Below are 18,227 nucleotides of genomic sequence, written 5' to 3'. Positions count from 1 at the left end.
GAAGTGAGGAAGTCAATGAAGAAGTCACTGCGGTGGGGAGCGGCGGTCGCAACCGCGGCGGTCGCCACCATGACGCTCGCCTCCTGCGGCTTCAGCGGCGGGTCCGGCGGCTCGTCCGGCGGCGCGCAGACGCTCGACCTGATGGTCGCCAGCTACTCGGACAACACCAAGACCGAGTGGCAGCAGATCATCAAGGACTTCGAGGCCAAGAACAGCGATATCAAGGTCAACCTCGACGTCGAATCCTGGACCGACATCAACAACGTCATCAAGACGCGGATCCAGGCGCAGAAGCAGCCCGACATCCTGAACATCGACGCGTTCGCCGGCTTCGCGGCCGACGACCTGCTCTACCCGGCGAAGGACATCGTCTCCTCCGCGACGCTCGACGACTTCCAGGACGCCTTCAAGAAGAACGCGAGCATCGACGGCACCCAGTACGGGCTCCCGTTCATCGCGTCCGCCCGCGCGCTGTTCTACAACAAGGACGACTTCTCCAAGGCCGGCATCTCCGCCCCGCCGAAGACGTGGGCCGAGTTCGAGGACGCGGCCGCCAAGCTGAAGGCCGCCGGGATCACGCCGTACGGCATGCCGCTCGGCAGCGAGGAGGCGCAGGCCGAGACCGCGCTCTGGTTCTACGGGGCCGGCGGCGGCTACGGCGACGCCAAGAAGCTGACCATCGACAGCTCGGAGAACGTCGAAGGCGCCACCGAGATGCAGAAGATCATCACGCAGGGCTACACGGAGGCGAACCCCGGTTCGACCAACCGCACCCCGCTGCTGAACGTCTTCATCCAGGGCCAGCTCGGCATGCAGGTCGGCCTGCCGCCGACCGTCGGTCAGATCAAGGACAAGAACCCGTCGCTGCAGTACGGCATCGCGCCGATCCCGACCAAGGACGGCTCGCCGTTCACCCTCGGCGTCGCGGACCACCTGATGGCGTTCAAGAACAAGACCGACAAGACGGCCTCGATCAAGAAGTTCCTCGACTACTTCTACTCGAAGGACGTCTACACCAAGTGGGTCACGGCCGAAGGCTTCCTGCCGACGACCAAGTCCGGTGCGGAGGCGATGGGCTCGGACGAGACCATCAAGCCGTTCCTCGACCTGCTGCCGAACGCCAAGTTCTACCCGTCCACCAACCCGAACTGGTCGGCCGCGCAGGGCGCGATCCAGAGCCAGATCGGGCAGCTCGGTCAGGGCGCCAAGCCCGAAGACCTGCTGAAGTCCATCCAGGCGAAGGCCGACGGCCAGTAACCCGGATGACCAGCACCGCTGAAGCGACCCGCGCGGGGGCGGCCACCGGCCGTCCCCGCCGCGGGGCGTCCCCCAAGCCCACCGGCGGGGCGTCCGATCTCTGGCACGCCGTGCCGTGGACGCTGCCCGCCCTCATCCTGATCTTCGGCGTCGTGCTGTTCCCGGCCGGCTACATGATCTACAACTCCACCCGGAAGATCTCGATCGCCGGGGTGGACCACGGATCGGTCGGCCTGCAGAACTACATCACGGTGCTGTCGCGGCCGGAGCTCCCCGGCATCCTGCTCAACTCCCTGGTCTGGGTGGTCTCGGTGGTCGTGATCACCGTGGTGATCTCGCTCGCCCTGGCCCAGTTCCTCGACAAGAACTTCCCCGGCCGGCGCTGGGTGCGGATGGCGATCATCGTCCCGTGGGCCGCCAGCGTGGTGATGACCACGACCGTGTTCGTCTACGGCCTCGACCCGTTCTACGGGATCATCAACAAGTTCCTGGTCGACATCCACCTGCTCGCCGAGCCCTTCGGCTTCACGAAGGAGCCGGTTCCGGCGTTCATCTCGTCGATCGGCATCGCGGTGTTCGTCTCGCTGCCGTTCACGACGTACACGATCCTCGCCGGGCTGGCCGGGATCCCCGGCGACATGCTCGAGGCGGCGAAGATGGACGGCGCCGGAGCGTTCCGCGCCTACTTCAGCGTCACTCTCCCGAACCTGCGGAGCGCGATCGCCCTCGCGGCGCTGATCAACATCATCAACGTGTTCAACTCGCTGCCCATCCTGAAACTGATGACCGGGTCCATCCCCGGATACAAAGCGGACACGACGACCACCTACGTGTTCAAGCTGCTCCAGAACGAACAGCGCATCGACCTGTCCAGCGCCCTCAGCGTGATCAACTTCCTGATCGTGCTCGTCGTCGTCGGCATCTACCTGTGGGTCGTGAAGCCGATGAAGGAGGTCTCGTGACCGCGCCAGCCCCCGTCGCCCTCGCCGGAGCGCCGACGCCGCGCCGCCGCCGCCCCCGGTCGGCCGGCGGTTCCTGGCGCGTCGCCGGGAAGACCGTCGCCGGCATCGTGATCGCCCTGGTCTTCATCGCGCCGTACCTGATCATGCTGATCGGCTCGTTCAAGAGCAGGAACAACATCCTCGCCGTCCCGCCGACCTACCTGCCCGAGCAGTGGCATCCCGAGAACTACCTCACGATGTGGTCGACGCCCGAGACGCCGCTGCCGTACAACCTCATCTCCACCATCGTCATCTCCGTGTTCGCGACGGTGCTGGTGCTGCTGGTCTGCGTTCCCGCTGCGTACTACACGGCGCGGTTCCGCTTCCCGGGCCGCGGGATCTTCCTGTTCCTCGTCATCGTGACCCAGATGCTCCAGCCGACCGTGCTCGCGACGGGTCTCTTCAAGGAGATGGTGGCGCTCGGGATCAACGACACCTGGCTGGCGATGATCCTCGTCAACGCCGCCTTCAACCTCGCGTTCGCGATCTGGATCATGCACAGCTTCTTCGCGGGCGTGCCGAAGGAGGTCGACGAGGCGGCGCAGCTCGACGGCGCAGGCAAGTGGACCGTCCTGTTCCGCGTGCAGCTGCCGCTGGTCTGGCCGGGCATCGTCACGGCGATCATCTACACCTTCGTGGCGTCGTGGAACGAGTTCGCGGCCAGCCTCGTGATCCTGTCCACGGATGCGAACCAGCCGCTCTCGGTGGCGCTCACCAAGTTCGTCGGCCAGTACGACGCGGCGTGGCAGTATGTCTTCGCCGTCTCGGTGGTCGCTGTCATCCCGGTCGTCATCCTGTTCATGCTCATCGAGAAGCGCCTCGTCGGCGGACTCACCGCCGGCAGCGTGAAGTAGGGCACCCCCGGACCCGGCGGGAGGCGCCGCGCGTGTGGCGCGACGCGGTCGTCTCCCGCCGTATGAGGACTCTCTCAGGCGACGTCGGGCGGCTGCCGGAGGACCGTTTCCGGCGGGTACCATCCCAAGGGGCGGTCCTCGGTCGGGGATCGGCGGGCGACGGACGGGACGATGACAGCGGGGACCACGAGCACCAGGCGGCCGGAGCTTCTGGGCCGCCCGATGGCGGTACCGCGGCGGCTGCGGTTCGCGGGCCGCGATGTGCCCTGGTGGGCGGCCGTGCTCGTGCTGTACGCCGTCTCGCGGCTGCTCACGACGACCCTCATGCTGGCGTTGTTCATCACCGCCAACGTGGCGCACTGGGACTACGCGAGCCCGCGGATGAACCCGACGTTCTTCACCTTCTCGGGATCGTGGGACGGCTCCTACTACAGCCAGATCGTCGAGCAGGGGTACCCCACCAGCCTGCCGCGCGACAGCGACGGCTCCGTGCAGCAGAATCCCTGGGCGTTCCTTCCGCTGTTCCCGATGGTCGTGCGGGTCGTGATGGTCCTCACCGGGCTGAGCTTCTATCCCGCCGGGTTCGCCGTCGCTTTGGTCTTCGGGGCTGCCGCCAGCGTCGTGCTGTTCCGGCTCGTCGCAGCACGGGCGGGCGTCTCGAGCGCGTTCTGGGCGACGGCGTTCTTCTGCTTCGGACCGCTCTCGTTCGTGCTGCAGATCGCCTACGCCGAGAGCATGTTCTTCTTCCTCATGTTCGCGGCGCTGCTGGCCATGCTCCAGCGGAAGTACTGGCTGATGCTGCCGTTCGGTGTGGCCGCCGCGTTCACCCGGCCCGGTGCGCTGGCCCTGCCGCTCGCGCTCGCGATCGTCCTCGTGGTCCGGATGGTGCTCGTCCGGCGCGGCGCGGACGCGTTCCGGCCGCGGGAGCGCCTGACGATGCTGCTGACCGGCGGGCTGATGGCGCTGGCCGGCCTCGCCTGGCCGATCATCGCGGCCGTGGTGACGGGAACGGGCGATGCCTATGTGGCCACCGAGCTCTCCTGGTGGACGGGATTCATCGGCACCGTCGCGTTCATCCCGCTGACCCCGTGGTTCCTGCTCAGCTGGCGCTACCTGAGCATCCTGGGCGCTCTGATCGTCCTCGCGATCGTGGCCGGGTTCGCGTGGGTGCTGACGCGGCCGTCCGTCCGGGCGCTCGGGACGGAGACCGTCGCCTACGCGGCGAGTTACGGCCTGTACCTCTTCGCGGTGTTCCTCCCGCAGCAGAGCACGTTCCGGCTGCTGCTGCCCCTTGCTCCATTGGCGGGGGCGCGGGGACTCACCCGCCATCGCACGGCGCGGAAGGCGGTGCTGATCGCCGGCATCGCGCTGCAGCCGGTGGCGATCGTGCTGCTCTGGTTCATCGGCTACCCCTGATCCGGTCGTGATCAGCGGGCGAGCTGCCGGGCGACCTGCCGGGAGACCGTGCCGGGAGGCGGCTCAGCCGACGGGCTCCGGCCACGGCACGTCCGGCACGCGCCGGTACCGGGTGCCTGTCGCATCCCAGTGCTCGGCGAGCCGGGCGACGCGCGCGCCGAACTCGTCCAGATCGCGGGCGGCCTCGACGGGCTCGGTGTCGGCCGGTGCCGGCGACCAGCCCACCTCGGCGACCGCGGCCAGCCGGGGGAGGACCATCTCCTCGACCTCCTCGATGGTGCCGACCGTCTCGGTCCACAGGGCGGCCTCCACGCCGAGGATGTGCGCATCCCCGACGCCGGGGATCACCCGCGCCGGATCCCACACGAACGCATCGCGCAGGGTGGTCGGCTTGCCGGTCCAGTCCTGGCCGATCGGGTCGCCCTCGGCGTAGACGATGTCGAGGTAGGCGGCGTCCGACGGCGACAGGATGAGCGACCCGCCGCCGCGGACGAAGGACACGGCGTACTCGGCCGAGCGATCGCGCGGCGTTGTGAAGTCCCAGTACTGCCCGACGGTCCCGGCGGGCAGTCCGTGCGCCTTGCCCATCTCGTGCCAGCCGACCGGCGTCTTGCCGTTCTCGGCGACGACGTGGGCCGCCTCCTCGACGAACGCGACGAAGTCGTCGGGCGCGGTGCTCAGGCACTCGTCGCCGCCGAGGTGGAGCAGCGGACCGGGTGTCAGGGCGGCCACTTCGCGGACGACATCGCGCACGAATCGCCGGGTCACCGCATCCCCCGTCCGCAGTGTGCTGAAGCCGACGTCGGACCCGGTGTACAGCGGCCGGGCCACGCCGTCCGGGTTGAGCACGGGATAGGACGCGAGCGCCGCGTTCGTATGCCCCGGCATGTCGAGCTCGGGGACGACGGTGACGTTCCGCTCGGCGGCGTAGGCGACGATGTCGCGGAACTCGTCCTGCGTGTAGAAGCCGCCGCGGCTGCCGTCGCTGCCGGTCGAGCCGCCGATGCGGGTCAGCTCCGGCCACGACTCGATGTGGATGCGCCACCCCTGGTCGTCCGTCAGGTGCAGGTGCAGGTGGTTGACCTTGAGCAGAACGATCGCGTCGATGAACCGCTTCACTTCGGCGGGCGTGAAGAAGTGGCGGGCGACATCCAGCATCGCGCCGCGGTACGCGTATCGGGGATGGTCGTGGATGCGGACCTGCTCGACCGTCAGCCCGTCGCCGTCGCCGTCGCCGTCGGCCGGGAGCAGCTGACGCAGGGTCTGGACGCCCCAGAACGCACCGGCCGGGGTGGCGGCGCCGATCCGCACGCCCTCGGCGGCGACCTCCAGCGTGTAGCCTTCCGCACTGTCCGACCCGTCGTCGTGCGGCCCCTCGCCGTGCGCGATCACCAGGGCGATGTCGCCGAACGCGGGAGGCTCCGCGACGACCGGCAGGTCGCGCGAGCAGTCGCCGGCGAGCGCATCGCTCAGCAGGCGTCCGACGGTGTCCGCTCCCGGCCCGGCCACGCTGATGCGGGCGGTCGGCCCCAGCACGAAGGGGGAGCCCGGCGACGGCTGGGTGAGAACGGGGCGGGGCACGACCACGGTGGGCTCCCTTGCGGGTCGGGGCAGAGCGGAGGAGACCGACTCCGCCCGCCCCGCGTGCGTCGGCCACCAGCGAGTATCGCAGCGCGTCCGGCGTTGAGCAAGGGTTCCGCCCGGCGTGCGCTTTGCTATGCTTGGCCCGTCGCGACTGGCGCTCAGATGGTCACCATCGGGGAGCGACACGGAACCTCGAGAACACGGATGGATGCGGCCGCGCGCCTGGGTCGCCACGCAATGGTCCATCCCTGTACGAAGGAGCCGGCAATGACCGATACCCTCCCCTCGACGTTCACCGCCCCTCTGGCGGAGGTCGACCCCGAGATCGCGGAGGTGCTGCAGCTCGAGCTCGGCCGCCAGCGCGACTACCTCGAGATGATCGCCTCCGAGAACTTCGTCCCGCGCGCGGTGCTCGAAGCGGTCGGCTCCGTCCTCACCAACAAGTACGCGGAGGGCTACCCGGGCCGCCGCTACTACGGCGGCTGCGAGTACGTCGACATCGCCGAGCAGCTGGCGATCGACCGGGCCAAGGCCCTGTTCGGCGCGGAGTATGCCAACGTCCAGCCGCACTCGGGCGCCTCGGCCAACGCCGCAGTGCTCTCCGCCATCGCGACACCGGGCGACACCATCCTCGGTCTGGAGCTCGCCCACGGCGGCCACCTCACCCACGGGATGAAGCTCAACTTCTCGGGCAAGCTCTACAACGCCGTCTCCTACGGCGTCGACCCGGAGACCTTCCTCGTCGACATGAACGTCGTGCGGGACAAGGCCATCGAGCACAAGCCGCAGGTCATCATCGCCGGCTGGTCGGCCTACCCGCGCCAGCTCGACTTCGCGGCGTTCCGCGAGATCGCCGACGAGGTCGGAGCGAAGCTGTGGGTCGACATGGCGCATTTCGCCGGTCTCGTCGCCGCCGGGCTGCATCCCTCGCCCGTGCCCTTCGCCGACGTGGTCAGCTCGACCGTGCACAAGACCATCGGCGGACCGCGCTCCGGTTTCATCGTGAGCCGCGACACCGAGCTCGCCAAGAAGCTCAACTCGAACGTGTTCCCCGGCCAGCAGGGCGGCCCGCTGATGCACGTGATCGCCGCGAAGGCGACCGCGTTCAAGCTGGCGGCCACCGAGGAGTTCAAAGACCGCCAGGAGCGGACCATCCGCGGCGCGAAGCTGCTCGCCGAGCGCCTGACGGCCGACGACTCCCGCGCCGCCGGCGTCGACGTGCTCACGGGCGGCACCGACGTGCACCTCGTGCTCGCCGACTTGCGCACCTCGGAGCTCGACGGCCAGCAGGCGGAGGACGTGCTGCACGAGGTCGGCATCACCGTGAACCGCAACGCCGTGCCGTTCGACCCGCGGCCGCCGATGGTGACCTCCGGTCTCCGGATCGGCACCCCGGCGCTCGCGACCCGCGGCTTCGGCGACACCGAGTTCACCGAGGTGGCCGACATCATCGCGCTGGCCCTGCGTCCGGGCGCCGACACCCGCGCCCTGCGGGCTCGCGTCGACGCGCTGACCGCCGCGTTCCCGCTCTACCCCGGCCTCACGCCCTCCGGCGCCGAGGCCGTCCAAGTCGAGCTCCCCTCCTCCATCTGACCCCACCCCCCCCGTCGAGTACGCGAACTTTGCACGTTCGCGAGGCGTTCGCCGTGCAGTTTTCGCGTACTCGACGGAGGAAACGCAAGGAGACACCGTGACCGCACAGATTCTGGACGGGAAGGCGACCGCCGCCGCGATCAAGGCGGAGCTGAAGGAGCGCGTGAGCGCGCTGCGTGAGCAGGGCGTCGTCCCGGGGCTCGGCACGATCCTCGTCGGCGACGACCCCGGCTCGCAGTGGTACGTCGCCGGCAAGCACCGCGACTGCGCGGAGGTGGGCATCGCATCCATCCGCCGCGACCTGCCCGCCGACATCTCGCAGGCCGAGCTCGAGGCCGTGGTCGAGGAGCTGAACGCCGACCCCGACTGCACCGGCTTCATCGTGCAGCTCCCGCTGCCCGGGCACCTCGACACCGACGCCATCCTCGAGCTCGTCGACCCGGCGAAGGATGCGGACGGCCTGCACCCGACGAACCTCGGCCGCCTGGTCCTCAACGTCAACCGGCCGATCACCTCTCCGCTGCCCTGCACGCCGCGCGGCGTGATCGAGCTGATGCTGCGGCACGGCATCGACATCCGCGGCAGGGATGTGGTGGTCGTCGGGCGCGGCGTCACCGTCGGCCGCTCGATCGGCGCGCTGCTCACCCGCCGCGAGTACAACGCGACCGTCACCCTCACCCACACCGGCACGCGCGACCTCGACGCGCACCTCCGCCGCGCCGACATCATCGTGGCCGCCGCGGGCGTCGCCGGCCTCGTCACGGCGGCGAACGTCAAGCCGGGCGCCATCGTGCTCGACGTCGGCGTGAGCCGCGTGGAGGACCCGGTGACCGGCAAGAGCGTCGTCGCGGGCGATGTGGCTCCGGATGTGGCCGAGGTCGCCTCCTGGATCTCCCCGAACCCGGGCGGCGTCGGCCCGATGACGCGCGCGCTGCTGCTGCAGAACGTCGTCGAGTCGGCGGAGCGGGAGCTGCTGTGAGCGACGCCGCGGCCGAGCGGACGCATCCCGCGGTCGAACGCGTCGAGGCGGCGCTGCTCGCCGCGGGCGTCGAGCCGCGGGTGCGCTGGTTCGCGTCGGCGACCCCGACGGCCGCGTCCGCCGCGGCCGAGCTCGGCGTCGAGGTCGGCGCGATCGCGAACTCGCTGGTCTTCACGATCGACGGCGAGCCGCTCCTCGTGATGACCTCCGGCGCGCACCGCGTCGACACCGCGTTCCTCGGCGAGCGGCTCGGCGGCCGCATCCGCCGTGCCGACGCGGAGACCGTCAAGGCGGCGACCGGCCAGACCATCGGCGGCGTCGCGCCGGTCGGCCACCCGCAACCGCTGCGCACCGTGGTGGATGTGGCGCTCGCGGACTACCCGGAGGTCTGGGCGGCCGCCGGCCACGCCCACACGGTGTTCCCGACGACCTTCGACGAACTCATCCGCCTCACCGGCGGCGAGCCCACCCCCGTCGAGCCGCCCCTCCTCTAGCCCCACCGTCGAGTCCGCGAACTTTGCACGCGAAACGCCCCCGCGGCGTGCAAAGATCGCGGACTCGACGGTGGGGACGGGGGGACGGGGGACGGGCGTCAGCGGTCGACGACGACGATGAAGCGCTTCGCGACGATGCGCTCGCCGGGCACGCCGCGCAGCTCGCCGAGGGCGGCCAGCACGCGGTCGAGGATGCGCGGCCGCAGCGGCAGCGGAGCCTCGTCCGGCTGCTCGACCGTCCCCGCCGGATAGTCGACGCCCGGCTCCGACGACATCTCGATGTGCGCGCCGCGCAGCTCGCGCACCGGCGCGGGCGGGTCGTCGCGGAACCGGATCAGCCGCTCGATCGTCGCCCTGTACTGCCCGAGGTCGCGCACGTACAGCCGGGCGGGCAGGACGGTGTCCCCGGTGAACAGGATTCCCGTCTGCCGGTCGAAGAACACGACGGCCGACGGCTCGTGCCCGGGCCCGCCGATGACGTCGACGACCCGGCGACCGAGGTCGTACGAGACCGTCGCGTCCGGCCAGGTCGGGAATCCGAAGAACCCGATCACCTCGGCGGGGCTGGTGCCGACGACCGTGGTGCCCGGCCGGTCCCGCAGGAGCGCGTCGCCCGCGATGTGGTCGCCGTGCCCGTGGGAGTGGGCGACGACCAGGGGATACGGCCGCACGAACACAGCCGGGTTGCGGCGCAGCCACTCCGCGATGAGGCCCTCGACGGTCGTGCGCAGCGGGAACACCGCCTCGTCGGCGGTCGCCCCGGTGTCGATGAGCAGCGCCCGCTCCCGCCCGAACAGCAGGTAGAGGAACGGCGCCTCCCAGTGCGACGTCTTGGGCTGCCGCAGCTGGACGGTGTCCGCGTCGAGCCAGACGACGACCGGATCGTTCACTCCCTGTCCACTCACGCGTCACAGTGTGGCACCCGCGGGTGACCGGGAGGTGAACCGGCCCGGGATGCGGTCAGCTTTCGCGCCGCGCACCCTCCGACGCCTGCACGGTGAAGAGGTCGGGCTGGCCGAAGCCGTGCTCGGCGAACGCGCCGTCGAGCGCGACGAGCACGCGGCTGAGGGCGTCCGTCGGCACCAGGGCGATCGCCGAGCCGCCGAAGCCGCCCCCGGTCATCCGCGCGCCGATCGCGCCGTTCGCCTGCGCGGTCTCCACCGCCAGGTCGAGCTCCGGGACCGAGATCTCGAAGTCGTCGCGCATGGAGACGTGGGAGGCGTCCAGCAGTCCGCCGATGGCGCCCGGTCCCTGCTCGCGCAGGGTGCGCACGGTGTCGAGCACACGCTGGTCCTCGGTGACGACGTGGCGGACGCGGCGGAAGGTCACGTCGTCCATCAGTTCGCGTGCGCGGTCCAGGTCGCCGACCGACACATCCCGGAGCGCCTCGACGCCCAGGATGCGCGCGCCCTCTTCGCACGAGGCGCGACGCTCGGCGTAGCCGCCGGTGGCGTGGGAGTGCGTCACGCCGGTGTCGATGATGAGGATCTCGAGCCCGGCGGCCTCGAGCCCGAGGGGCACGACCTCGGAGTCGAGCGACCGGCAGTCGAGGAAGACGGCGGCGTCGCGCTCGCCGAGGAGCGACGCGGACTGGTCCATGATGCCGGTGGGCGCGCCGACGGCGACGTTCTCGGCCCGCTGGCCGACACGCGCCAGGGTGCGGCGGTCGAAGCCGAGCCGCCACAGGTCGTTGAGCGCGACAGCGACGGCCCCCTCGATCGCCGCGGACGACGACAGGCCGGCGCCGACGGGCACGTTGGAGTCGAGCAGGATGTCGACGCCCGGCACGGCGGCCAGGTCGGCGCCGAACTGGCCGAGGGCCCAGGCGACGCCCAGCGGGTACGCCGACCAGCCGGAGAGGACCTCGGGCGCGAGCTCGTCGAGGGAGACCTCGACCACCTCGTCCGCGAACGTGCTCCCGACGCGGAGGACGCGGTCGTCGCGCGCGCCGACCGCGGCGACGGTGCGCCGGTTGATCGCGAACGGCAGGACGAATCCCAGGTTGTAGTCGGTGTGCTCGCCGATCAGGTTGACCCGGCCGGGAGCCGACCACACGCCGTCGGGTTCGCGGCCGAACACCTCGGCGAAGTCGTCGCGGACGCCGGTGCGCAGGTCGGTCATCGGTCAGCCTCTCGGTCGGAAGGGGATGCGGTGCCCGCCGGGGCCACGACGGGCCCGGTGACGAGCCCGGTCACGGAGACCGGCAGATCGCCGACCGGGTTGTCGCGGTCGGCGCGGGCGACGGCGTCGCGGAGAGCCGCGGCCGCCTGCTCGGGAGGGATGTCGCCCACCCAGGCGCCCATGGCCGACTCCGAGCCGGCCAGGAACTTCAGCTTATCCGCGCCGCGGCGGGGCGAGGTCAGCTGCAGCATGAGGCGGATCTCGTCCCGCCGCACGCCGACGGGCGCCTGGTGCCAGGCGGCGATGTACGGGGTGGGGGTGTCGTAGAGCGCATCCACCCCGCGCAGCACCCGCAGGTAGAGGGTGGCCAGCTCGTCCCGCTCCGCGGCGTTCGTCTCCGCGATGTCGGCGACGTGGCGGTGCGGAAGCACGTGGATCTCGATCGGCCAGCGTGCGGCGAAGGGCACGTAGGCGGTCCAGTGCTCTCCGGCGAGCACCACGCGCTCGGAGGCGCGCTCGCGCTCCAGGAGGTCGGGGAACAGCGTCGGCCCGTACGCGTCGAGCGAGCGGATCAGGGCCGTCGTCCGCGGCGTGATGTAGGGGTAGGCGTAGATCTGCCCGTGCGGGTGGTGCAGCGTGACGCCGATCGCCTCTCCGCGGTTCTCGAACGGGAACACCTGGCGCACGCCGGGCAGCGCGGAGAGCTCGGTGGTGCGGTCCGCCCAGGCCTCGATGACGGTCCGCGCACGTGACGGGCTGAGGCTTCCGAAGGAGCCGGCGGTCGCCGGGCTGAAGCAGACGACTTCGCAGCGGCCGACGGAGGTGCGGGTGCGGCCGAGCCCCACCCGCGCGAGATCGTCGAGCCCCTCGGGGGCGTTGTCGTCGACGAGGAGCGGACCGAACGACGGCGACTTGTTCTCGAAGACGGCGACGTCGTAGAGGTCCGGGATCTCGGACGGGTTGGATGGAGTGGCCGGGGCGAGCGGGTCGAGCTCGGCCGGAGGGAGCATCACCCGGTTCTGGCGTGCGGCCGCGATGGACACCCACTCGCCGGTGAGCGGGTCCTGCCGCATCGTCGCGGTGGCCGGACGGGGTGCCGGCTCGCGCAGGTCGGGCTTGCGCTCCGCGCCGAGCGTCGTGTCGGCGTCGTCGTAGTAGATGAGGTCCCGGCCGTCGGAGAGACGGGTGGGACGCTTCGTGATCGAGGCCATGCCATCCTTTCGATTGCGAAAGCGAGAATACCGTCTCTTCTTTCGTATTGACAAGCAATCGCAAGCGTTCCAGCATGGGCGTATGAGCGAAGCCCTCCCCGCGGCGCTCCGGCGCGAACGGATGCTCGAGCTGATCGGGCGTGCCGGCTTCGCCCGGGTGTCGGATCTGAGCGAGGCGTTCCAGGTCTCCGACGTCACCGTCCGGAGCGACCTCGACGCGCTCGATCGCGAGCAGAGCATCCGGCGGGTCCACGGCGGTGCCGTGCTGCGGACGGCGGGGATGCGGGAGCCGAGCTTCGAGGAGGCCTTGGAGTCGTCGGCTGACGAGAAGCGCCGGATCGCTCAGGCCGCGGCCGCGATGGTCGCCTCCGGCAGCAGCGTGCTGCTCGATGTCGGCACGACGACCGCCGCGATCGCCCGCGCCCTGGTCGAGCGCGACGACCTCGAGAACGTGACCGTGATCACCAACGGGCTCACGATCGCCCTCGAGCTGGAGCGGGCGATCCCGCGGTTCGAGGTCGTCGTCACCGGAGGAACGCTGCGGCCGCTGCAGCACTCGCTCGTGGAGCCCCTGGCCGCCGCGCTGCTGGGTCGCATCCATGCCGACATCGCCTTCATCGGCTGCACCGGCGTCCACCCCGTCGGAGGCGTCACCAACGTCAACCTGCCGGAGGCCGACCTCAAGCGCGTCATGGTCGGATCGGCCGAGCGCGCCGTCGTGGTCGCCGACGGCAGCAAGCTGGGCAGGACGCACCTCGGCCGGATCGCCGCGGTTGACGAGGTCGCCGAGCTGATCACGGGGGAGTCCGCGCCCCTGCCCGAGGTGGCGGCCCTGCGGGATGCGGGGCTCCCGGTGATCGTCGCCTGAGGCCTAATCTTGTGCCATGCGACCCGCCACCGGTGAACAGTACGAACTCGACTTCGGCGATCTGAGCGCCACCATCGTGCAGGTGGGAGCGGGCATCCGCTCGCTCCGCTTCGCGGAATCCGACCTCACCGAGCCGTATCCGGTCGGGGAGCAGCCGCCCTCCGCGTGCGGGATCGTCCTGGTGCCCTGGCCCAACCGCGTCGCCGACGGCCGGTGGGAGCTCGGCGGGGAGGCGCGGCAGCTCGACCTGACCGAACCGGCGAAGCGGAACGCCATCCACGGCCTGCTGCGACGTCGTCCGTACGAGCTGGTCGATCGCTCCGACTCTATGGTCACGCAGGCCGCGACCGTCTACCCCGAGCCGGGGTATCCGTTCCTCCTCGACACCACGGTGACGCACGAGCTGCACACCGAGGGGCTGCAGGTCACCCACACGATCAGCAATGCGGGGGAAAGCGCCGCACCGGTGGCCGTCGGCGCGCATCCCTACCTCCGCATCGCGGACGTCCCGGCGGAGCAGCTGACCGTCACCGTGGCGGCGCGCACGCGGTTCGAGACGGACGACCGCAGCAACGTCACGGGCGAGGCGCCGGTCGCCGGAACGCCGTACGACCTGTCGGCCGGACGCCGGGTCAGCGAACTGGAACTCGACACCGGCTTCGCCGACCTGCCGGACGGGCCGGTGGAGCACGTCCTCGCCGCCGACGACGGCCGCCGTGTCGTGCTCTGGGCCGATGAGGCGTTCCGCTACGTGCAGGTGTTCACGCACCGGTCGTTCGCGACCAAGCCCGGGGGAGTGGCGCTCGCGATCGAGCCGATGACCGCCCCTGCGAACGCCCTCAACTCGGGCCGGGGGCTGCGCTGGCTGGAGCCGGGCGAGACCTGGTCGGTGAGCTGGGGCGTCCGTCCGGAGGGGTTCGGCGGAGAGGCCTATCTGGCCAGCTGGGGGTAGAGCACGCGCACATCCTCGTGGAGGTGCGCCTTGACCTGCTGCGCCACCTCGCCGACGATCGCCTCCGCGCCGCCCTCCTGCACCGTGTCGAGCGCTTCGTCGACGACCTGCCGCGGCGGGACCTTCACTCCCTCCGCGTCCGCCGCCATGTCGGTGTCGACGTATCCGACGTGGACGCCGACGACCTGGATGCCCGCGGGAGCGAGCTCCACACGTGCAGAGTTGCTGGCCGACCAGAGCGCCGCCTTCGTGGCGCTGTAGGAGCCGAAGGCGAGCCAGCTGAGCGCCGAATGCATGCTCACGATGGCGCCTCCGCCGTTCGCCTCGAGGATGGGGGCGAACGCCCGCGTGACGAGCACCGGTCCCCAGAAGTTCGTGTCGAACTCGCGGTGGATCTCGGCGAGGTCACCGGTGACGAGCGACTCGTTGACGGCGATGCCCGCGTTGTTGACGAGGATCGTGACGTCTGTCGCGATCTCGGCCGCCCGCCGGATGCTGTCGGCGTCCGTCACGTCGAGGGCGAGGGGGACGACGCGCGGGTCGCCGGCGGAGATGGTCTCGGGTCGGCGCGCGGCGGCGTAGACCTTCGTCGCACCGCGCTCCAGGAGCGCCGCGACGAAGGCGGCGCCGAGTCCGCGATTGGCGCCGGTGACGAGGGCGACGCGGCCGGTGATGTCGGTCATGAGAGGATCCTTCCGAAAGTAAACCGATCTGTGTACCTGCAATGTACACAGATCGGTTTACATTCTGCAAGCGCCCGATTAGGATCGAGGCATGTCCACAGCCACCGTTTCCCCAAGGCCCAAGCCGCGGGAACGCGTGCTGGCCGCCGCTGCGCGCCTGTTCGTGCGCGAGGGCGTCAACGCGGTCGGCGTGGACCGGCTCGCGCAGGAGGCCGAGGTCTCCAAGCGCTCGATCTACCAGCACTTCGACGGCAAGGATGCGATCGTCGCCACGATGCTCGAGGAGTACGGGCCGAGCGTCGTCGCGGGGTACTTCGAGTCCGATGCGGAGGGGGACCCGCGGGATCGGGTGCTGCATGTCTTCGACGCCCTGCAGGCGGCTGCGCAGGCGAGCGACTTCTACGGCTGCCCCTTCGTCAACGTGGCGACCGAGCTGCGCGACCGCGAGCATCCCGCCGCGGTCGTCGCCCGCGGGTTCAAGGACAGGCTGACCGCCTACTTCGAGCGTCAGGCCGCGGAGGCCGGAGCCGCTGACCCCCGCACCCTCGCCATCCAGCTGACCCTGCTGTTCGACGGCGCCTCAGCGAGCGCCGCCATGCGCGGCGGAACGCCCGACGCCGCGCGCCTCGCCGCCGCCCAGCTCTTCGACGCCGCGACCGCCGCCTGACTCCCCGCCATTCGTGCCGAATGTGCGCTTTGACGCCGTCACACCGCACATTCGGCACGAGTGTGGGCCGCCGGGCTACGGCGCGATCGACAGGAAGATGAACGCCGCGAACAGCACCAGGTGGATGCCGCCCTGCAGCCGCACCGCGCGTCCCTGCACGATGGTGAGGATGCTGACGAGCACCGTCAGCACCAGCAGCACGATCTGGCTCGACCCGAGCCCGAGGTGCAGGGCGCCGGGCAGCCAGATCGACGCGACCGCGATCGCCGGGATCGTGAGCCCGATGCTCGCCATGGCCGACCCCAGTGCGAGGTTCAGGCTGGTCTGCGTGCGGTTGAGGGAGGCCGCCTTGGCCGCCGCGATGCCCTCCGGCAGCAGCACGAGCAGCGCGATGACGACACCGACGAACGACTGCGGCAGCCCGATCGCGGTCACCGCCCGCTCGATCGGCGTCGACTCCAGCTTGGCCAGCCCGACGACCGCGACCAGCGACACGAGCAGCAGCCCGAGGCTGATCAGTGCCGCACGCTTGGAGGGCGCCTCGGCGTGGTCGTCCTCGGTCAACGGTTGGCCTTTCCGGCCGACAGGGAGGAAGAAGTCGCGGTGCGCCACGGTCTGGGTGAAGACGAACATCCCGTAGAGGGCCAGAGAGGCGATCGCCGCGAACACCAGCTGCGGCCCGGAGAACACCGGACCGGGCGTCGACGTGAAGCTCGGCAGCACCAGCGTCAGGGTGGCGAGAGCGGTCACGGTCGCCAGAGCGGCTCCGCTGCCCTGCGCGTTGAACGCCGTGGATTCGCGGCGGGATGCGCTCAGCAGCAGGGACAGCCCGACGATGCCGTTCATGGTGATCATCACGGCGGAGAAGACCGTGTCGCGGGCGAGCTCCGGCGAGTCCTTGCCGGTGGTCATCAGCGTCACGATCAGCGCCACCTCGATGATCGTCACGGCGACGGCGAGCACCAGCGATCCGAACGGCTCCCCGACCCGGTGGGCCACCACCTCCGCGTGCTGCACGGCGGCCAGCACCGTCCCGGCCAGGACGACGGCGATGATCGCGACGGCGACACCGTTCAGCTCCACCGCCCAGAACGCCACGAGGACCACGACGCCGATCGCCGGCACCCCGATCGTCCACCATCGTGCGAGCCAGGAGCCGATCGCTTTCATGCGTCCATCCTGCCAGCACGCCCCTCCGGAGCAGTCGGGCGCATTCCGTCGGCGGCTATCGGCGGGTCCCGCCGGTTCTCGCGCCGCGCACCGCTTGGATGGGCTCATGACCGGGAACAGGACTCTCCGCGCCGCCTCCGCGAGCGCCGTCGCCGTCACCTTCGCTCTCGCCCTGGCGGGATGTGCCACGCCGAGCCCGTCGCCGACCGGATCGCCCTCCGCATCCACGACGACGACACCGCGTCCGACCTCCACCGCGACCACGACCGCGACGCCCATCGACGGCCAGTGCGACACCGGCGACCTGTCGGGGACCATCGGGCGGGGCGGCGGAGGGGCGGCCGGTAGCGTGGAGGTGACGCTCGTGCTCACCAACAACGGCTCCGGCGAATGCTCGCTGCAGGGCTGGCCGGGCGTGTCGTTCGTCGGGGACGGGAACGGTACGCAGCTCGGAGCCGCGGCCGAGTTCGACCGCAGCAAGCCGCATCCCACCGTGGTGCTGCAGCCGGGCGGGACCGCGCAGGCGCCGCTGCGCATCACTCAGGCGCTGAACTACCCCGAGGCCGACTGCCAGCCGAAGCAGGCGGACGGCTTCCGCGTGTACCCGCCGGGCTCGACCGAGTCGCTGTTCGTGAAGGATGCGAACGTGACCGCGTGCACGAAGGACTCCGTGACGCTGCTCACCGTGGGGGCGCTGGTCGCCGGCTGACCCGCCGGCTGTCGGGGTTCTCGCCGGCGGTCGGGGTTCTCGCCGGCGGTCGGGGTTCTCGCCGGCGGTCGGGGTTCTCACCGACGGTCGCGTTCACTGGCAGACGCGCGCGAGCGGCCCGGACCAGCCCGATCGCAGCTCCGCCACGGCCGCATTCGCGTCGGCGACCGCCCGCCGCGGGTCGTCGGCGAAGGCCTCCCCGTCGACGGCGCCCTGCAGGCCCTCCAGGCTGCGGTCCACCGGGGCGAGGGCACGCGCCACCGCATCCGTCGCGATGTCGCTGGTGGCCGCGCGGAACGACGTCACCGCCTCCTGGATGGCCGTGCCGGCTTCCACAGGATGCGCGCCGAGCGCCGCGACGTGCGCATCCAGCGCGGCGTCGAGGGCATGCCGCGCGCTCCGGACGGCCGTGCAGTCGCGGCCGCGCTCGGCCGACGCCTCGGAGAAGAGGGGGAACTCGGAACCCGCCGCGATGGCGAGCATCGCGACGGCCGCGACGCACCCCAGCGTGAGAGCGGCCGCTCCCGGCCAGAGTCGAACGGCCCGTGCCAGCAGCCGGGGCTGCGCGGGGAGGACGGCCGCGTCCACGTCCGCCTCGACGTCGGGTCCGCTCTGGCGCGAGAGGGTCACAGGCGTAACGCTAGAGCCGACGGGTGAACAGTTCGTTG

General features: G+C 70.9%; 18 protein-coding genes and 1 riboswitch. Of the genes, 11 read left to right on the top strand and 7 right to left on the bottom strand.

Translation table 11 applies throughout. The features are described 5' to 3' along the window. The first annotated feature begins 15 nt into the window (after window positions 1-15). The 4 genes from BJ963_RS09365 to BJ963_RS09350 all read left to right on the top strand — a co-directional run bounded on the left by BJ963_RS09365 (window position 16) and on the right by BJ963_RS09350 (window position 4,528). Window positions 16-1,257: an extracellular solute-binding protein gene (locus tag BJ963_RS09365; RefSeq protein ID WP_089908810.1), complete on the top strand. Its 1,242-nt coding sequence runs from the start codon at window positions 16-18 to the stop codon at window positions 1,255-1,257. 5 nt (window positions 1,258-1,262) lie between these two features. Further along, a complete protein-coding gene (locus BJ963_RS09360) occupies window positions 1,263-2,219 on the top strand; it encodes a carbohydrate ABC transporter permease (protein ID WP_089908813.1) in 957 nt (318 codons plus the stop codon). Then, window positions 2,216-3,112: a carbohydrate ABC transporter permease gene (locus BJ963_RS09355; RefSeq protein WP_089908815.1), complete on the top strand. Its 897-nt coding sequence runs from the start codon at window positions 2,216-2,218 to the stop codon at window positions 3,110-3,112. Before BJ963_RS09360 ends, BJ963_RS09355 begins: the two co-directional genes overlap by 4 nt. A gap of 171 nt (window positions 3,113-3,283) precedes the next feature. Then, entirely contained in the window at window positions 3,284-4,528 is a 1,245-nt protein-coding gene (locus tag BJ963_RS09350; protein WP_246298021.1) for a glycosyltransferase family protein, read from the top strand. A gap of 63 nt (window positions 4,529-4,591) precedes the next feature. Here BJ963_RS09350 and BJ963_RS09345 read toward each other — a convergent pair whose 3' ends face one another. After that, window positions 4,592-6,115, bottom strand: a complete 1,524-nt coding sequence (locus tag BJ963_RS09345; RefSeq protein WP_179456171.1) for a family 20 glycosylhydrolase — start codon at window positions 6,113-6,115, stop codon at window positions 4,592-4,594. Window positions 6,116-6,249: 134 nt separating this feature from the next. Continuing rightward, a riboswitch (ZMP/ZTP riboswitch) is annotated at window positions 6,250-6,347 on the top strand. A gap of 32 nt (window positions 6,348-6,379) precedes the next feature. Between BJ963_RS09345 and glyA the strand changes: the two genes are divergently transcribed. The 3 genes from glyA to BJ963_RS09330 all read left to right on the top strand — a co-directional run bounded on the left by glyA (window position 6,380) and on the right by BJ963_RS09330 (window position 9,178). Beyond that, window positions 6,380-7,705 carry a serine hydroxymethyltransferase gene (gene glyA / locus BJ963_RS09340; RefSeq protein ID WP_179456169.1) on the top strand — a complete coding sequence of 442 codons (1,326 nt, stop codon included), beginning with the start codon at window positions 6,380-6,382 and terminating at the stop codon, window positions 7,703-7,705. A 97-nt stretch (window positions 7,706-7,802) separates the two neighbouring features. After that, window positions 7,803-8,684, top strand: coding sequence for a bifunctional methylenetetrahydrofolate dehydrogenase/methenyltetrahydrofolate cyclohydrolase (locus BJ963_RS09335; protein WP_089908826.1), 882 nt, complete (start codon window positions 7,803-7,805; stop codon window positions 8,682-8,684). Then, entirely contained in the window at window positions 8,681-9,178 is a 498-nt protein-coding gene (locus BJ963_RS09330) for a YbaK/EbsC family protein (protein ID WP_089908828.1), read from the top strand. The genes BJ963_RS09335 and BJ963_RS09330 overlap by 4 nt, the downstream gene beginning before the upstream one ends. 98 nt (window positions 9,179-9,276) lie before the next feature. Here the strand turns inward: BJ963_RS09330 and BJ963_RS09325 are convergent, their stop codons facing one another. The 3 genes from BJ963_RS09325 to galT are packed head-to-tail and all read right to left on the bottom strand — an operon-like array spanning window position 9,277 to window position 12,510. Then, a complete protein-coding gene (locus BJ963_RS09325; protein ID WP_343037251.1) occupies window positions 9,277-10,083 on the bottom strand; it encodes an MBL fold metallo-hydrolase in 807 nt (268 codons plus the stop codon). A 55-nt stretch (window positions 10,084-10,138) separates the two neighbouring features. Further along, entirely contained in the window at window positions 10,139-11,299 is a 1,161-nt protein-coding gene (galK, locus tag BJ963_RS09320) for a galactokinase (RefSeq protein ID WP_179456167.1), read from the bottom strand. Beyond that, window positions 11,296-12,510, bottom strand: coding sequence for a galactose-1-phosphate uridylyltransferase (gene galT / locus BJ963_RS09315; protein ID WP_089908838.1), 1,215 nt, complete (start codon window positions 12,508-12,510; stop codon window positions 11,296-11,298). Before galT ends, galK begins: the two co-directional genes overlap by 4 nt. Before the next feature lie 82 nt (window positions 12,511-12,592). On the opposite strand from galT, the gene BJ963_RS09310 reads away from it, so the two are divergent. Both BJ963_RS09310 and BJ963_RS09305 read left to right on the top strand, forming a co-directional pair. Next, the gene (locus BJ963_RS09310; RefSeq protein WP_179456165.1) at window positions 12,593-13,378 is read left to right on the top strand and encodes a DeoR/GlpR family DNA-binding transcription regulator; all 786 of its coding nucleotides are present in this window, start codon (window positions 12,593-12,595) and stop codon (window positions 13,376-13,378) included. 16 nt (window positions 13,379-13,394) lie between these two features. Further along, window positions 13,395-14,330, top strand: a complete 936-nt coding sequence (locus BJ963_RS09305; protein WP_179456163.1) for an aldose 1-epimerase family protein — start codon at window positions 13,395-13,397, stop codon at window positions 14,328-14,330. Here BJ963_RS09305 and BJ963_RS09300 read toward each other — a convergent pair. Then, window positions 14,309-15,013 carry an SDR family oxidoreductase gene (locus tag BJ963_RS09300; RefSeq protein WP_179456161.1) on the bottom strand — a complete coding sequence of 235 codons (705 nt, stop codon included), beginning with the start codon at window positions 15,011-15,013 and terminating at the stop codon, window positions 14,309-14,311. The genes BJ963_RS09305 and BJ963_RS09300 overlap by 22 nt on opposite strands. Before the next feature lie 91 nt (window positions 15,014-15,104). On the opposite strand from BJ963_RS09300, the gene BJ963_RS09295 reads away from it, so the two are divergent. Then, a complete protein-coding gene (locus BJ963_RS09295; protein WP_179456159.1) occupies window positions 15,105-15,680 on the top strand; it encodes a TetR/AcrR family transcriptional regulator in 576 nt (191 codons plus the stop codon). A 75-nt stretch (window positions 15,681-15,755) separates the two neighbouring features. On the opposite strand, the gene BJ963_RS09290 is transcribed toward BJ963_RS09295, so the two are convergent. Continuing rightward, window positions 15,756-16,850 (bottom strand): calcium:cation antiporter, encoded by a 1,095-nt coding sequence (locus BJ963_RS09290; protein WP_179456157.1) that lies wholly within the window; start codon window positions 16,848-16,850, stop codon window positions 15,756-15,758. Window positions 16,851-16,956: 106 nt separating this feature from the next. Here BJ963_RS09290 and BJ963_RS09285 point away from each other — a divergent pair, with 106 nt between their 5' ends. Next, window positions 16,957-17,559 carry a DUF4232 domain-containing protein gene (locus BJ963_RS09285; protein WP_179456155.1) on the top strand — a complete coding sequence of 201 codons (603 nt, stop codon included), beginning with the start codon at window positions 16,957-16,959 and terminating at the stop codon, window positions 17,557-17,559. A 93-nt stretch (window positions 17,560-17,652) separates the two neighbouring features. Here BJ963_RS09285 and BJ963_RS09280 read toward each other — a convergent pair whose 3' ends face one another. Beyond that, a complete protein-coding gene (locus BJ963_RS09280) occupies window positions 17,653-18,189 on the bottom strand; it encodes a transporter (RefSeq protein WP_179456153.1) in 537 nt (178 codons plus the stop codon). Between the last annotated feature and the right edge of the window lie 38 nt (window positions 18,190-18,227).

The organism is Leifsonia soli (assembly GCF_013408745.1).
Classification (GTDB): Bacteria; Actinomycetota; Actinomycetes; order Actinomycetales; family Microbacteriaceae; genus Leifsonia; species Leifsonia soli.
The sequence above is the reverse complement of the archived record's forward strand: the minus strand, read 5'-3'. Positions and strand labels throughout refer to the sequence as shown.

Excerpts from the sequence above, each read along its gene's own strand:
- BJ963_RS09290 (WP_179456157.1), bottom strand. The coding sequence starts at position 16,850 with ATGAAAGCGATCGGCTCCTGGCTCGCACGATGGTGGACGATCGGGGTG.
- BJ963_RS09295 (WP_179456159.1), top strand. The coding sequence starts at position 15,105 with ATGTCCACAGCCACCGTTTCCCCAAGGCCCAAGCCGCGGGAACGCGTG.
- BJ963_RS09365 (WP_089908810.1), top strand. The coding sequence starts at position 16 with ATGAAGAAGTCACTGCGGTGGGGAGCGGCGGTCGCAACCGCGGCGGTC.
- glyA (WP_179456169.1), top strand. The coding sequence starts at position 6,380 with ATGACCGATACCCTCCCCTCGACGTTCACCGCCCCTCTGGCGGAGGTC.
- BJ963_RS09360 (WP_089908813.1), top strand. The coding sequence starts at position 1,263 with ATGACCAGCACCGCTGAAGCGACCCGCGCGGGGGCGGCCACCGGCCGT.
- BJ963_RS09300 (WP_179456161.1), bottom strand. The coding sequence starts at position 15,013 with ATGACCGACATCACCGGCCGCGTCGCCCTCGTCACCGGCGCCAATCGC.
- BJ963_RS09350 (WP_246298021.1), top strand. The coding sequence starts at position 3,284 with ATGACAGCGGGGACCACGAGCACCAGGCGGCCGGAGCTTCTGGGCCGC.
- galK (WP_179456167.1), bottom strand. The coding sequence starts at position 11,299 with ATGACCGACCTGCGCACCGGCGTCCGCGACGACTTCGCCGAGGTGTTC.
- BJ963_RS09285 (WP_179456155.1), top strand. The coding sequence starts at position 16,957 with ATGACCGGGAACAGGACTCTCCGCGCCGCCTCCGCGAGCGCCGTCGCC.
- BJ963_RS09310 (WP_179456165.1), top strand. The coding sequence starts at position 12,593 with ATGAGCGAAGCCCTCCCCGCGGCGCTCCGGCGCGAACGGATGCTCGAG.
- galT (WP_089908838.1), bottom strand. The coding sequence starts at position 12,510 with ATGGCCTCGATCACGAAGCGTCCCACCCGTCTCTCCGACGGCCGGGAC.
- BJ963_RS09305 (WP_179456163.1), top strand. The coding sequence starts at position 13,395 with ATGCGACCCGCCACCGGTGAACAGTACGAACTCGACTTCGGCGATCTG.